Origin of the sequence: Rathayibacter sp. AY1F6 (genome assembly GCF_002932035.1) — a bacterium.
In the GTDB taxonomy this organism is placed as follows: domain Bacteria; phylum Actinomycetota; class Actinomycetes; order Actinomycetales; family Microbacteriaceae; genus Rathayibacter.
In genome coordinates, this window is sequence record NZ_PSVD01000006.1 from 21,848 (window position 1) to 35,508 (window position 13,661).

Genomic DNA, 13,661 nt, shown 5'->3' on the forward strand with positions numbered 1-13,661 from the left:
CTGCGGCCCTCCCGATCGGGGAGCCGCTCCTCCTCCACCACCGCGGGCCAGCGACGTCCCGATCAGCCATCACCCCCGTGAGGACGGTTCCCATGGCCTCCGCCCAGCCCTCGACCCCGGCCCGCGCCGTGCCCTTCCTGGGCATGCCGCCGGCGCAGGGGATGTACGACCCGGCCGCCGAGAAGGACGCGTGCGGTCTCGCGATGGTCGCCACCATGCGCGGCACCGCCGGCCACGACATCATCGACGCCGCGCTGAACGCGCTGCGCAACCTCGAGCACCGCGGCGCCGTCGGCTCCGACGCGGGAACGGGCGACGGCGCGGGGATCATCACGCAGATCCCGGACGAGTTCCTCCGCGCGGTCGCTCCCTTCGAGCTCCCGCCGCTGGGCCAGTACGCGGTGGGCAACGCCTTCCTCCCGGTGGACGTGTTCGAGCGCGAGCGGGTCAAGTCGACGATCGCCGACATCGCCCGCGAGGAGAACCTCGCCGTGGTCGGCTGGCGCTCCGTGCCCGTGCAGCCCGACGAGATCGGCACGCTCGCCCGGGCCGCCATGCCGGCGATCGAGCAGCTGTTCATCCGGAGCGAGCTGACCGACGAGAGCGGCACGCCCCTCTCCTCCGTGCGCCTCGACCGCCTGACCTTCCGCCTGCGCAAGCGCGTCGAGCGCGAGCTCGAGGTCTACTTCATGTCGCTCTCGAGCCGCACGCTCGTCTACAAGGGGATGGTGACGACGCTCCAGCTGGAGCCGTTCTACCCGGACCTGTCCGACGAGCGCTTCGCGTCGAAGCTCGCGCTGGTGCACTCCCGGTACTCCACCAACACCTTCCCCTCGTGGCCGCTCGCTCAGCCGTTCCGGATGATCGCGCACAACGGCGAGATCAACACGGTGCAGGGCAACCGCAACTGGATGCGCGCGCGCCAGTCGCAGCTGAAGAGCCGCGAGCTGGGCGACCTGGCCCCGCTGTTCCCGATCGTCTCGCCCGGCCGCAGCGACTCCGCCTCGTTCGACGAGACCGTCGAGCTGCTCAATCTGGCCGGCCGGTCGCTCCCGCACGCGATCATGATGATGGTGCCGGAGGCCTGGGAGAACCAGGACGGCGCGCTCGACCCGAAGCGCCGCGCGTTCTACGAGTACCACTCGATGCTCATGGAGCCGTGGGACGGCCCGGCCGCGATCGTCTTCACCGACGGCGAGCTCGTCGGCGCCACCCTCGACCGCAACGGGCTCCGACCCGGCCGCTACGTCGTCACCGACGACGGGCTCGTGGTGCTCGCCAGCGAGATCGGCGTGCTCGACATCGACCCCGCGAAGGTGGTCCGCAAGGGACGCCTGCAGCCCGGCCGCATGTTCCTGGTCGACACCGAGCAGGGCCGCATCGTCGAGGACGAGGAGATCAAGGGGCAGCTCGCCGCCTCCGGTCCGTTCGAGGAGTGGCTCGAGAAGGGCCGCATCAACCTCAAGGACCTCCCCGAGCGCGAGCACATCGTGCACACGCCCGCCTCGGTCAACCGCCGCCAGCGCACCTTCGGCTACACCGAGGAGGAGGTCCGCCTCCTCCTGCTGCCGATGGCGCGCGCCGGTGCGGAGCCGCTCGGAGCGATGGGCTCGGACACCCCCGTGGCCGTCCTGTCCAAGCGCCCCCGCCTGCTCTTCGACTACTTCACGCAGGCCTTCGCGCAGGTGACGAACCCGCCGCTGGACTCGATCCGCGAGGAGGTCGTGACCTCGCTCCGTCTGGGCCTCGGCCCCGAGCGCAACCTGCTGACCGCCGGTGCCGAGCACGCGCGCCAGGTCGTCCTCGACTTCCCGGTCATCGACAACGACGAGCTCGCGAAAATCCAGCACATCGCGCCGCGCCCGCTGAGCCACATCACCACGACGATCCGCGGCCTCTACCGCGTCGACGCGGGACCCCGCGCGATGCAGGACCGCATCGACGAGATGTGCGATGAGGCCGACGAGGCCATCGCCGCGGGAGCGCAGTTCCTGGTGCTCTCGGACCGCGACTCCACCAAGGACCTCGCGCCGATCCCCTCGCTGCTGATGCTCGCCGCCGTGCACCACCACCTCATCCGCACCGAGAACCGGATGCGAGTGGGGCTCGTGGTCGAGGCGGGCGACGTCCGCGAGGTGCACCATGTGGCGACGCTCATCGGCTACGGCGCCTCCGCGGTCAACCCGTACCTGGCGATGGAGACCTGCGAGGACCTCGTCCGCAGCGGCATGCTGTCGGACGTCTCGCCGGAGAAGGCCGTGAAGAACGTGATCAAGGCGCTCGGCAAGGGCGTGCTGAAGATCATGTCCAAGATGGGCATCTCCACCGTGTCGAGCTACGCCGGGGCGCAGACCTTCGAGGCCGTCGGCCTTAGCCAGGCGTTCGTCGACCAGTACTTCACCGGCACCGTCTCGAAGCTCGGCGGCATCGGCATCGACGTCGTCGCCGAGGAGAACGCCGCGCGTCACCGCGCCGCGTACCCCGAGGACGGCGCGATCGTCGCGCATGAGCGCCTGGCGGTCGGCGGCGAGTACCAGTGGCGCCGCGACGGCGCCCCGCACCTGTTCAACCCGGACACGGTGTTCCGCCTGCAGCACTCGACGCGCAACCGCCGCTACGACGTCTTCCGCGAGTACACGAAGATGGTCGACGACCAGGCGAGCTCGCTGATGACCCTCCGCGGCATGTTCAAGCTCGACACCGCGGGGCGCACGCCGATCCCGATCGACGAGGTCGAGCCGGTCGAGGCGATCGTCAAGCGCTTCTCGACGGGCGCGATGAGCTACGGCTCCATCTCGCCGGAGGCGCACGAGACGCTCGCCATCGCGATGAACCGCCTCGGCGCCAAGTCGAACACGGGCGAGGGCGGCGAGGACACCGAGCGGCTGCTCGACCCGGAGCGCCGCTCCGCGATCAAGCAGGTCGCCTCGGGCCGCTTCGGCGTCACGAGCATGTACCTCACCCACGCCGACGACATCCAGATCAAGCTCGCCCAGGGCGCCAAGCCCGGCGAGGGCGGTCAGCTGCCGCCGACGAAGGTGTACCCGTGGATCGCGCGCACCCGGCACGCGACCGCCGGCGTCGGCCTGATCTCGCCGCCGCCGCACCACGACATCTACTCGATCGAGGACCTCAAGCAGCTGATCTTCGACCTCAAGCGGGCGAACCCGTCGGCGCGCATCCACGCGAAGCTGGTCAGCCAGTCGGGCATCGGAGCGGTCGCCGCCGGCACCGCGAAGGCCCTCGCCGACGTGATCCTCGTCTCGGGTCACGACGGCGGCACCGGCGCGAGCCCGGTGAACTCGCTCAAGCACGCGGGCACGCCCTGGGAGCTCGGCCTGGCCGAGACCCAGCAGACGCTGATGCTCAACGGCATGCGCGATCGCGTGGTCGTGCAGGTCGACGGCCAGATGAAGACCGGTCGCGACGTCGTCATCGGCGCGCTGCTCGGGGCCGAGGAGTTCGGCTTCGCGACGGCCCCGCTGATCGTCGAGGGCTGCATCATGATGCGCGTCTGCCACCTCGACACCTGCCCGGTGGGCGTCGCGACGCAGAACCCGGAGCTGCGCCAGCGGTTCTCCGGAAAGCCGGAGTTCGTCGTCAACTTCTTCGAGTTCATCGCCCAGGAGGTGCGCGAGTACCTCGCGCAGCTCGGCTTCCGGAGCGTCGACGAGATCGTCGGACACCGCGAGCTGCTCGACGTCGACCAGGCGATCGAGCACTGGAAGGCGAGCGGGCTCGACCTGACGCCGATCCTCGTCGGACCGGTCTTCACGGCGGAGGAGCCGCGCCGCCACGGCCGCGCGCAGGAGCACGAGCTCGAGCACCACTTCGACAACGAGCTGATCCGCCTCGCGGCGAACGTGCTCGACCACCGCGGCACCGTGCGGATCGAGCGCGAGATCAAGAACACCGAGCGCGCCGTCGGCACCATGCTCGGCCACGAGGTCACCGTCCGCTTCGGCGAGAACGGCCTGCCGGCCGACTCCATCGTCGTATCGCTCCGCGGCTCGGCCGGGCAGTCGCTCGGAGCGTTCCTCCCCGCCGGCATCACGCTGCGGCTCGAGGGCGACTCCAACGACTACGTCGGCAAGGGCCTCTCGGGTGGCCAGATCGTGGTGCGGCCGGACCGCCGCAGCACCTTCGACGCCTCGACGAACGTGATCGCGGGCAATGTGATCGGCTACGGGGCGACCCAGGGCACGATGTTCATCCGCGGGATGGTCGGCGAGCGCTTCCTGGTCCGCAACTCCGGCGCCACCGCGGTGGTCGAGGGAGTGGGCGACCACGCGCTCGAGTACATGACCGGCGGCCTGGCGGTGATCCTCGGCGAGACCGGGCGGAACCTCGGCGCCGGCATGTCGGGCGGCACGGCCTACATCCACGGCCTGCGCCGCGAGCTCGTGAACCGCGACGCGATCGCCTCCGGCGAGCTGACCCTCTCCGAGCTCGGCAGCGCCGACGTGGAGATCCTTCGCGACCTGCTCGAGCGGCACGTCGCGGAGACCGAGTCGACCCTGGCCCAGGGGATGCTCGACGATTTCGACGGAACGGTCTCGCGTTTCGTCAAGGTACTGCCCCGCGACTTCGCCGCGGTGCTCGCGACGCGCGCATCCGCTGTGGAGGAGGGGCTCGACCCCGACGGCGACGTCGTCTGGGGACGGATTCTGGAGGTGACCGGTGGCTGATCCCAAGGGGTTCCTGAAGGTGCAGGACCGGGAGCTGCCCAAGCGGCGTCCCGTGTCCGTCCGCCTGATGGACTGGAAAGAGGTCTACGAGCAGGGCGACTCCGCCGTGCTGCGCCGGCAGGCGGGCCGCTGCATGGACTGCGGCATCCCGTTCTGCCACAAGGGCTGCCCGCTGGGGAACCTGATCCCCGAGTGGAACGACCTGATGTGGCGCGGCGAGGGCCGCCAGGCGATCGAGCGCCTGCACGCGACGAACAACTTCCCGGAGTTCACGGGACGGCTCTGCCCGGCGCCGTGCGAGTCGTCCTGCGTGCTCGGCATCAATCAGCCCGCCGTCACGATCAAGCAGATCGAGGTCTCGATCATCGATCAGGCCTTCGGCAACGACTGGGTGCAGCCGCACCCGCCGGAGCGCCTGACCGGCAAGACCGTCGCGGTCGTCGGCTCCGGCCCGGCGGGGCTCGCCGCAGCTCAGCAGCTCACCCGCGCCGGACACACCGTCGCGGTCTACGAGCGCGACGACCGCATCGGCGGCCTCCTGCGCTACGGGATCCCGGACTTCAAGATGGAGAAGAAGCACCTCGAGCTCCGCCTGAACCAGATGAAGGCCGAGGGCACCCGGTTCCGCGCGGGCGTCGACATCGGCTCCGACATCACCTGGGACGACCTGCGGGCGCGCTACGACGCGGTCGTGGTCGCCACCGGCGCTCTCGTGCCGCGCGACCTGCCGATCCCGGGGCGCGACCTCGACGGCGTGCACTTCGCCATGGAGTACCTCGTGCAGTCGAACCGCGCGATCGCGGGCGACCGCGTCTTCGAGCAGATCTCGGCCGAGGGCAAGCACGTCGTCGTCCTGGGCGGAGGCGACACCGGAGCGGACTGCATCGGCACCGCCCACCGCCAGAAGGCCGCGTCGGTCACGAACCTGGCGATCGGGCAGCAGCCGCCGTCGCAGCGCCCGGACAGCCAGCCCTGGCCGATGGACCCGACCGTGTTCGAGGTCTCGAGCGCCCACGAGGAGGGCGGGGAGCGGATGTTCCTCGCGTCGACCGTGGAGTTCCTCGCGAACGAGGGCGGCGAGGTCCGCGCGGTGCGCGTGGCCGAGACCGAGTACCTCGACGGGCGCCGCGTCCCCAAGGCGGGCACCGAGCGCGAGATCCCGGCCGACCTGGTCCTGCTCGCCCTCGGCTTCACCGGCCCGGAGGCGGACCATCTCGGCCGTCAGCTCGACGTCCCCTTCACCGAGCGCGGCAACGTCGCGCGCGGCGACGCCTTCGAGACCTCCGTCCCCGGCGTCTTCGTGGCCGGCGACGCCGGGCGCGGCCAGTCCCTGATCGTCTGGGCGATCGCGGAGGGCCGCTCCGTCGCGGCCGAGGTCGACCGCTACCTCGAGGGCACGACCCAGCTGCCGGCGCCGGTCGGCCCCAACGACCGGGGCTTCACGCTCTAGTCCCCGGGACGCGATAGTCTCGGCCCGCCAGCAATCAGCTCACCCTCCCCGCTAACGACGCGCCTCCGGGCGCAGAACAACGGAGCACCCCCTCAATGAGACGAGCGAAAATCGTCGCCACCCTCGGCCCGGCAACGTCGTCGTACGAGACCATTCGTGCGATCATCGACGCCGGCGTGGACGTGGCCCGCATGAACCTCAGTCACGGAAGCTACGACGTCCACGAAGGCATCTACCGCATCGTGCGGAAGGCCGCGGACGACGCCGGGCGCGCGGTCGCGATCCTCGTCGACCTGCAGGGTCCGAAGATCCGCCTCGGCAAGTTCGAGGGCGGCCCGTACGCCCTCGCCGAGGGCGACGTCTTCACCATCACCACCGAGGACGTCCTCGGCACGCGCGAGCTCTCGGGCACCACGTTCAAGGGCCTCCCGGACGACGTGAACCCGGGCGACATGCTCCTCATCGACGACGGCAAGGTCGCTGTCCGCGTCACCGCCGTCGAGGGCCCCCGGGTCGTCACCGAGGTCGTCGTCCCCGGCAACGTCTCGAACAACAAGGGCATCAACCTGCCCGGTGTCGCGGTCAACGTCCCCGCCCTCTCCCAGAAGGACGAGGACGACCTCCGCTGGGCGATCCGCCTCGGCGCCGACATCATCGCCCTCTCCTTCGTGCGCAACGCCAGCGACATCGAGCGCGTGCACGAGATCATGGCGGAGGAGGGCCGCAAGGCTCCCGTCATCGCCAAGATCGAGAAGCCGCAGGCGGTCGACAACCTGCAGGAGATCATCGACGTCTTCGACGGCATCATGGTCGCCCGCGGCGACCTCGGCGTCGAGCTGCCCCTCGAGGCGGTGCCGATCGTGCAGAAGCACGCCGTCGAGCTCGCCCGCCGCTGGGCGAAGCCGGTCATCGTCGCGACCCAGATGCTCGAGTCGATGATCGAGAGCCCCCGCCCCACGCGGGCCGAGGCCTCGGACGTCGCGAACGCCATCCTCGACGGCGCGGACGCGGTCATGCTCTCGGGCGAGACCAGCGTCGGAGCCTGGCCCGTCGTCACCGTGCAGACCATGGCCCGCATCGTCGAGTCCACCGAGGAGCACGGCCTGGAGCGCATCCCCCCGCTGGGCAGCAAGCCCCGCACCCAGGGCGGATCGGTCACGCTGGCCGCCGCCGAGGTCGCGGAGTTCGTCGAGGCGAAGTTCCTCTGCGTGTTCACGGAGTCGGGCGACTCGGTCCGCCGCATGACGCGCCTGCGCCACGGCATCCCGATCATCGGCTTCACCCCCGAGCCGGCCGTCCGCCGCCGCATGGCGCTGAACTGGGGCGTCCAGTCCTTCGTCACGCCGCGCGTCAACCACACCGACGCGATGTTCGCGCAGGTGGACGCGGTGCTGCTCCGCGAGGGCCTCGCCCAGGCGGGCGAGACCGTGGTCGTCGTCTCCGGATCGCCCCCCGGGCGCGCCGGCACGACGAACGACATGCGGGTGCACATCGTCGGCTCGTCCAGCTCGGCCGACAGGGCCGAGAACTGGGACCACTGAGTCCAGCACCCCCGGAGGGCCCGGTCGCGAGAGCGGCCGGGCCCTCCGGCGTTCCCCGGCGGTCCGCGTGGCGGGACGCGCCTCCGCGGGCGGATACCGTGGACCCATGCGACTCGGCGTGCTCGACATCGGCTCCAACACGGTCCACCTGCTCCTCGTCGACGCGCACCCCGGCGCCCGCCCGGTGCCCTACCGCTCGCACAAGCGGAGCCTCGCTCTCGTGGCGCACCTCGACGAGGCGGGGGAGATCACCGAGCGGGGCCAGCGCGAGCTGATCGCGTTCGTGACCGAGGCCGCCGAGGTCGCCCGCGAGCACCGCGCGGAGGACCTGCTGGCGTTCGCGACCTCGGCGATCCGCGAGGCCGGCAACGGCGCGGCGGTCCTCGACCGGGTCCGCGCCGAGACGGGAGTGCACCTCCAGGAGCTCGGCGGCGAGGCGGAGGCGTCGGCCACCTTCCTCGCCGTGCGCCGCTGGTTCGGCTGGGGCGCGGGCTCGATCCTGGACCTCGACATCGGCGGCGGCTCGTTCGAGCTCTCGATGGGCGTGGACGAGGTGCCCGAGCTCGCCGTGTCGGTCCCGCTCGGAGCGGGGCGGGTGACGCGGGACCTGCTGGTCGGCGATCCCGCCTCGGCCACGAGCGTGAAGGCCGCCCGGCGTCACGCCCGCGAGGTGCTCGCGGAGCCCGTCCGCGGCTTCCTCGCCCTGGCGCGCCCCGACCTGGTCGCAGGCACGTCGAAGACCTTCCGCTCGCTGGCGCGGATCACCGGCGCCGCTCCGAGCGCCGCCGGTCCGCTGGTGCGCCGCGAGCTGCACCTGGTCGATCTCCGGCTGTGGTCCGCCCGCCTCGCCGCGATCAGCGCGGCCGACCGCTCAGCGCTGCCCGGCGTCTCCGCTCTGCGGGCTCCGCAGCTGCTCGCGGGCGCTCTCGTCGCGGAGGCGGCCATGGACGCCCTCGGCATCGAGACCCTGGTGATCTGCCCCTGGGCCACCCGCGAGGGGCTGATCATCCGCCGCTTCGAGCTGCTCGACGCGCAGATCCAGCGCGAGGACGTTCAGCTCAGCGCGATGCTGTAGGACAGCGACCGCCGGCCGCCCGGCTCGAGGACGATCTGGCGCGGCTTGTCGACGATGTCGCCGTCCCAGCCCTCGGGGGTCGGGACGCTCCGCCACGGCTCGAGGCAGACGAACGGGGCCCCGACGGGCTTCCACACGCCGACCACGTCGAAGTCCCCGGTGTCGACGACGATCGCGCGGGCGGCGCCGTCGGCCTCGAGCCGGAGGGTCCGCCGGCGCGGCTCGTCGAAGATCATCACGCCCTCCTCGAAGTGCGCGTCGTCCACTGTCAGGACCCCGTCCTCGAGCGGCGCCGGGTGGCGCGCCTCGAGCAGCAGGTTCTCCGGAGCGCGGCGGTACCCTTCCGGCTCGGGCTGCGCGAAGCGGATGCGGTGCTCGCCGCGGCCCTCGGGCAGCGGCAGCGCGAAGGCCGGGTGGTTCCCGAGCGAGAAGCCCAGCGGAGAGGGACCCCTGTTCTCGACGGTCTGGGTGATCCGGAGCGAGGCGCCGGTCACGGCGTAGGCGATGAGGAGCGTCCAGTCGAAGGGGAACACCGCGCGCGTGGCGTCGTCGCTCCGGAGCCGGAACACCGCCTCGTCCGCCGAGACGCCCGCGAGCTCGAAGACCCGGTCCCGCGCGAAGCCGTGCTGCCCCATCCGGTGGTCCGCGCCGTCGTGGTGCAGCGTGTCGCCGGGGAGGCGCCCGATGATCGGGAACAGGACGGGAGCGTGCCGGCGCCACTCCGGGCCGGCCTGCCACAGGTACTCGCGGCCCTCGTCGTCGCGGAGGGACGTCATCTCGGCCCCGGCGGTCGTCAGGGCGAGGCGCAGGCTCTCGCTGCCGAGGGTGAGGACGGTGGGCGCGGGGGAGTCGCTGCTGGTCATCCTCCGATTCTGCCCGTCACGCGGTGCGGGCGGGGGTGTCGGCGGCGCGTGGCAGCATGGGGCGGTGCCTCCCGAGTCGACCCCCTCCTCCTGGCGCGCCCGCGTCGGCGAGCTCAGCGGATCCGCCGAGGCCGAGTCGCCGACCGTCCTCACTCCGATCGGGCTGCAGTTCGAGCTGCGCCGGCTGGTGCGCCGGGCCGACGATCCGTGGCGGGCGCCGGCGAGCGAGCGCGTCACGGCGAAGACCTACGACCCCGACGAGCGCCGCGACCACCGTCTGGCCACCCGCCCCGCCGTCCGTGGGCGCGGGGGCGCCTGGAACCGCACCACCCTGACCTGGAAGTCGCTGAACTTCCAGACCCACCGGCTCTCGCTCGACCCCGCTCACCAGCGCTGGTTCGCCGAGTTCGCGGCTCTGCACCGCGCCACGCGCACCGTCCACCTGGGGCAGGACCCCGACTGGATCCACCTCGACGACTACGAGAGCCCGCTGCTCTGGCGGCTGCTCGAGCAGGCGCAGGCCGTCGGGATCCCGCTGCTCGCCCCGGAGAAGGGCGCGGTCCGCCTCGCCGGTCCCGCCCATGTGGCGGTGACGGTCTCGGCGGAGGCGGGAGGCCTGCGGCTGCGGCCCGTCCTGCGGATCGACGGCGCGGAGCACTTACCGGAGTCCGCGCGTCCGGTCGCCCGGCACGGCGTCTACGCGGTCGAGGGCGGCGATCCGTCCTCGCTCCTGCTCGCGCCCGCGTCCCTGCCCTTCGACGACGAGGAGCTGCGGCTCCTCGACCACCCCGGGGAGACGGAGGTCCCGGCGGAGGACGTGCTCGAGTTCGTCGGCGAGCACCTCCCCGCCCTCCGCGGCCGCGTCGCGGTCCGCGAGGAGGGCGTCGACCTCGTCCTGGACGATCCGGAGCCCCCGCGCCTGGTCTGCACGGTCTCGTTCGAGCCGCGGCGAGCCGTCAGAGTGGGCTGGCACTGGCGCCGCGCGCCCGATCGCGCGGGCGAGCTCGACGGCACGGCCGACGCGGCTCTCGAGCGCGCGGTGCTCCGCCGGGTGCGCTCGGTGCTCGGCGAGGCCGGGTCCGCTCTCGTGCCGGAGCCGGGGACGAGCGCGGTCCTGCGCGGAGCCGAGGCGGCGGTGTTCGTGGTGGAGCAGCTCCCGCAGCTGGAGGGGATCGGCGGGGTCCGGATCGAGCGCGAGGGCGCGGCCCCGGACTACCGCCTGCTGACCGGACCGCTCACGCTCACCATCACCGCGGTCGACACCGAGAGCGCCGACTGGTTCGACCTCGGCGTCGTCGTGAGCATCGGCGACGCGACCGTGCCGTTCCTGCCCCTCTTCCGCGCTCTGGCCGCGGGCGGCGACCGCATCCGCCTGGTCGACCACTCCTACCTCTCGCTCGCGCACCCCGGCCTCGACCGGCTCCGGGAGCTGCTGACCCGGGCGGACGAGCTCGAGGAGTGGGAGACGGGACCGCGGCTCGGCCGGCACCAGGCCGGGCTGTGGAACGAGCTGGAGGAGCTCGCCGACGAGAGCGTCCCCTCCGACGCGTGGCGCGCCGTGCTCGACTCCGCGCTGGCCGCCGGGTCGCCGGAGGACGTGGAGCCGCCGGAGGGCCTGACCGCCCGGCTGCGTCCGTACCAGCGGGCGGGCTACGCCTGGCTCGTGCACCGCCTCCGTCACGGGCTCGGCGGGATCCTGGCCGACGACATGGGCCTCGGCAAGACCCTGCAGGCGCTGGCCATGATGCTCGACGCGGTCGAGGAGGCGGGCCGCGCCGGGATCCGCCGCGCGCCGTTCCTCCTGGTCGCCCCCACCTCGGTCGTGCCGGGCTGGCGCTCGGAGGCCGAGCGCTTCGCGCCCGCCCTGCGCGTCCACGTCGTCGCGAGCTCGCGGGAGGGCGCGCTCGACGCGATCCCGGCCGACGCGGACGTGGTCCTCACCAGCTACGCGGTCCTGCGCCTCGGCGGCGAGCGCTGGGCGTCGAGGACGTGGTCGGCGCTGATCCTCGACGAGGCCCAGTTCGTCAAGAACCCCGCCTCGCAGACGCACCGGGCCGCCCGCGGGGTCGGCGCGCCCGTCACGCTCGCGCTCACCGGCACACCGCTGGAGAACTCGCTCGACGAGCTCTGGGCGGTCCTCGCCCTGGTGGCGCCCGGGCTCCTGCCGCCGCTGCGCCGCTTCCGCGAGGAGTACACCCGGCCGATCCTGCACGCGGAGGCGCCCGTCGGCATCGCCTCGCCCGATCTGTCCGAGGGACGGACCGTCAGCCACACCGAGGGCGCGCGCCACCGCCTCGAGAGACTGCGCCGACGACTGCGTCCGTTCCTGCTCCGCCGCACCAAAGAGGCGGTGGCGCCAGAGCTCCCCGAGAAGCAGGAGCAGACGATCGAGGTCGCGCTGACGCCCGCCCACAGGGTGCTCTACGACGGCTACCTCCAGCGCGAGCGGCGGAAGCTCCTGGGCCTGGTCGACGACCTCGACCGGCAGCGCTTCACGGTGTTCCGATCGCTCACCCTCCTGCGCCTGCTCGCGCTCGACGCGTCCCTGGTCGACCCGGCCTACCGGCACGTCCCGTCCGCGAAGCTCGACGTGCTCGTCGAGCAGCTCGACGACGTGATCGCGGAGGGCCGTCGGGCCCTCGTCTTCAGCACCTTCACCTCGTACCTGGAGCGGGCGGGGGAGCGGCTGCGTCGGCGCGGCATCCCGTTCGTGCAGCTCGACGGCTCCACGCGGGACCGCGCGGGAGTGATCGAGGAGTTCCGCTCCGGAGCCGCGCCCGTCTTCCTGATCAGCCTGAAGGCGGGCGGCACCGGGCTCACCCTCACCGAGGCCGACCACGTCTTCATCCTCGACCCGTGGTGGAACCCGGCGGCCGAGGCGCAGGCCGTCGACCGCGCGCACCGCATCGGCCAGGAGCGGCGGGTGAACGTGTACCGGCTGGTGGCGACGGACACGATCGAGGAGAAGATCGTGCGCCTCCAGGAGCGCAAGGGCCGCCTCAGCACGGCGGTGCTCGACGAGGGCGAGCTCTTCGCCCGGGCGCTGTCGGCCGACGACGTCCGCGAACTGCTGGCCGAGTGACCACGGCCCCACGAAGGGTGACAGAACGGCCAGCCGCGGCCCAGGATCCGAGCGCACACTGAGCGGATGAGACGCCGCCGCCCCCGCCCCCGCGCCGACTGGATCGTGGCCCTCGAGAAGGGCGACGACGCCGGGCTCTTCGGACCGGGCAGCGCGGTCTGGGCGGTCAACGGCGGCCTGCCCACGATGATCGCCGGAGTGCGGGCTCTGCTCATGCAGACCCTCCACGCCGGAGCGATGGCCGGTGTGCACGACCACTCCCGCTACCGCGAGGACCCGATGGGCCGGCTCGACAACACGGTCCGCTGGGTCCTGACCACCAGCTTCGGCGACACCGCCGCGGCGAGCGGAGCGGCGCGCTGGGTGACCGGCGTGCACGAGCGGATCGTCGGCTCCTACGAGGACGCCGGCGGGCGCGAGCGCTCCTACTCGGCGCAGGACCCCCGCCTGCTGCTCTGGGTGCACGACGCCTTCACCGACGCGTTCCTCGGCGCCCACGAGATCTGGGGCGGACGGATCCCCGGCGGCCCCGACGCCTACGTGCGCGAGTGGGCCGCCTCCGGCCGGCTGCTCGGAGTGCAGGATCCGCCCGAGAGCGTCGCGGAGCTCCGCGCGCAGCTCGCCGGATTCGCGGGCGAGCTCAAGCCCGACGCACGCGTGCACGAGGCGGTCGGCTTCCTCCGCGACATCCGGCTGCCGGGCGAGGCGGGCGTGGTCTACCCGCTGCTGTTCGCCGGCGCGGTCGCCTCACTCAGCCCCGAGGTGCGGAGGCTCCTGGGCCTCCGGCGCCCGTGGTGGCCCGCGATCACGGCGAACCGCCTGCTGTTCGTGTTCCTGGGCCGGTATCTCGGCCGGGTCTCGCCGAGCGAGCAGGCCGCGATCGACCGCATCGCCGGCCTCGACCAGGTTCGCACGGGCGCCTGACGCTCTTCCCGTACACCTGTCCGAGAAGTGGTAGACTG

At 72.5% G+C, this 13,661-nt stretch carries 7 protein-coding genes; 6 read left to right on the forward strand and 1 reads right to left on the reverse strand.

The window, feature by feature from the left end:
- The first annotated feature begins 92 nt into the window (after window positions 1-92).
- The 4 genes from gltB (at window position 93) to C5C44_RS07370 (ending at window position 8,754) form a co-directional block, all read left to right on the forward strand.
- Window positions 93-4,688, forward strand: coding sequence for a glutamate synthase large subunit (gltB, locus tag C5C44_RS07355; protein ID WP_104221865.1), 4,596 nt, complete (start codon window positions 93-95; stop codon window positions 4,686-4,688).
- Complete coding sequence (locus C5C44_RS07360) at window positions 4,681-6,138, forward strand: glutamate synthase subunit beta (protein ID WP_104221867.1); 1,458 nt, start codon at window positions 4,681-4,683, stop codon at window positions 6,136-6,138. Before gltB ends, C5C44_RS07360 begins: the two co-directional genes overlap by 8 nt.
- Window positions 6,139-6,233: 95 nt before the next feature.
- A complete protein-coding gene (pyk, locus tag C5C44_RS07365) occupies window positions 6,234-7,679 on the forward strand; it encodes a pyruvate kinase (protein WP_104221869.1) in 1,446 nt (481 codons plus the stop codon).
- Between the two features lie 106 nt (window positions 7,680-7,785).
- Window positions 7,786-8,754, forward strand: a complete 969-nt coding sequence (locus tag C5C44_RS07370) for an exopolyphosphatase (RefSeq protein WP_104221871.1) — start codon at window positions 7,786-7,788, stop codon at window positions 8,752-8,754.
- On the opposite strand, the gene C5C44_RS07375 is transcribed toward C5C44_RS07370, so the two are convergent.
- Window positions 8,733-9,617, reverse strand: coding sequence for an aldose 1-epimerase family protein (locus C5C44_RS07375; protein WP_104221873.1), 885 nt, complete (start codon window positions 9,615-9,617; stop codon window positions 8,733-8,735). The genes C5C44_RS07370 and C5C44_RS07375 overlap by 22 nt on opposite strands.
- A gap of 64 nt (window positions 9,618-9,681) precedes the next feature.
- Between C5C44_RS07375 and C5C44_RS07380 the strand changes: the two genes are divergently transcribed.
- Together C5C44_RS07380 and C5C44_RS07385 are read left to right on the forward strand one after the other, a co-directional pair.
- On the forward strand, window positions 9,682-12,699 hold the full coding sequence (locus C5C44_RS07380; protein ID WP_104335652.1) for a DEAD/DEAH box helicase: 3,018 nt from the start codon (window positions 9,682-9,684) through the stop codon (window positions 12,697-12,699).
- Between the two features lie 66 nt (window positions 12,700-12,765).
- Window positions 12,766-13,623, forward strand: a complete 858-nt coding sequence (locus tag C5C44_RS07385) for an oxygenase MpaB family protein (RefSeq protein WP_104221875.1) — start codon at window positions 12,766-12,768, stop codon at window positions 13,621-13,623.
- The last annotated feature ends 38 nt before the right edge of the window (window positions 13,624-13,661 follow it).

Coding starts and splice junctions, on each gene's coding strand:
- gltB (WP_104221865.1), top strand. CDS start 93: ATGGCCTCCGCCCAGCCCTCGACCCCGGCCCGCGCCGTGCCCTTCCTG.
- pyk (WP_104221869.1), top strand. CDS start 6,234: ATGAGACGAGCGAAAATCGTCGCCACCCTCGGCCCGGCAACGTCGTCG.
- C5C44_RS07370 (WP_104221871.1), top strand. CDS start 7,786: ATGCGACTCGGCGTGCTCGACATCGGCTCCAACACGGTCCACCTGCTC.
- C5C44_RS07375 (WP_104221873.1), bottom strand. CDS start 9,617: ATGACCAGCAGCGACTCCCCCGCGCCCACCGTCCTCACCCTCGGCAGC.
- C5C44_RS07385 (WP_104221875.1), top strand. CDS start 12,766: ATGAGACGCCGCCGCCCCCGCCCCCGCGCCGACTGGATCGTGGCCCTC.